Source organism: Paraburkholderia atlantica, assembly GCF_009362785.1.
In the GTDB taxonomy this organism is placed as follows: Bacteria; Pseudomonadota; Gammaproteobacteria; order Burkholderiales; family Burkholderiaceae; genus Paraburkholderia; species Paraburkholderia atlantica.
Map to the genome: position 1 here is coordinate 1 of NZ_WHNQ01000243.1, position 615 is coordinate 615.

1 protein-coding gene is annotated in these 615 nt (G+C 56.1%); it reads right to left on the minus strand.

Going from position 1 to position 615, the window contains the following annotated elements; translation table 11 throughout:
- Positions 1-615, minus strand: a 615-nt coding sequence (locus GCT19_RS42500) for an IS6 family transposase (protein WP_152855137.1), incomplete at both ends; no start/stop codon positions are given.

A 615-nucleotide genomic window follows, 5' to 3' on the forward strand; every position in this document is an offset into this window, starting at 1 on the left:
CTTTGCCCGCACATTTCATCTGTCCTTTCCTGATCATGTGCATTACCTCGATGCCGCCGAGAATGACCCTCGCACGGTGGAAGTTCTTGAATCCCAGCATCGGCCGGCTCCGGCGTTTGATAGCCCGATGGTCCTGTTCGACAATGTTGTTCAGGTACTTGATCTGACGGACCTTGATCGGCGTCTCGCGATCGGCATTCACCGCATCCAGTGCGGCCAGATTGGAGCCGCTTTTGTCGATGGTCACGGTCTCTGGCGTACCATTATGGGCGATCGCCTTTTCAAAGAACCGCCGGGCAGCGACCTTGTCCCGCCTGGCCCTGAGCAGGAATTCGACCGTGTCGCCCGCCTTGTCCACTGCCCGGTAAAGATATTTACACTCGCCTTTGATCTTGATATAGCTCTCGTCCATTCGCCAGCTTTTCCCAACCGGACGCTTGTGCTTGCGAAAGCGCCTTTCGAAGAGCGGCAGCAGCTTGATGACCCAGCGGTGCACCGTCGAATGATCCACCTCGATACCACGCTCGTCCATCATTTCCGCAAGGTTGCGCAAACTCAGCGAATAGGCCACGTACCATCGCACGCACAGCAAAATCACTTCAAGCGGGTAGTGAA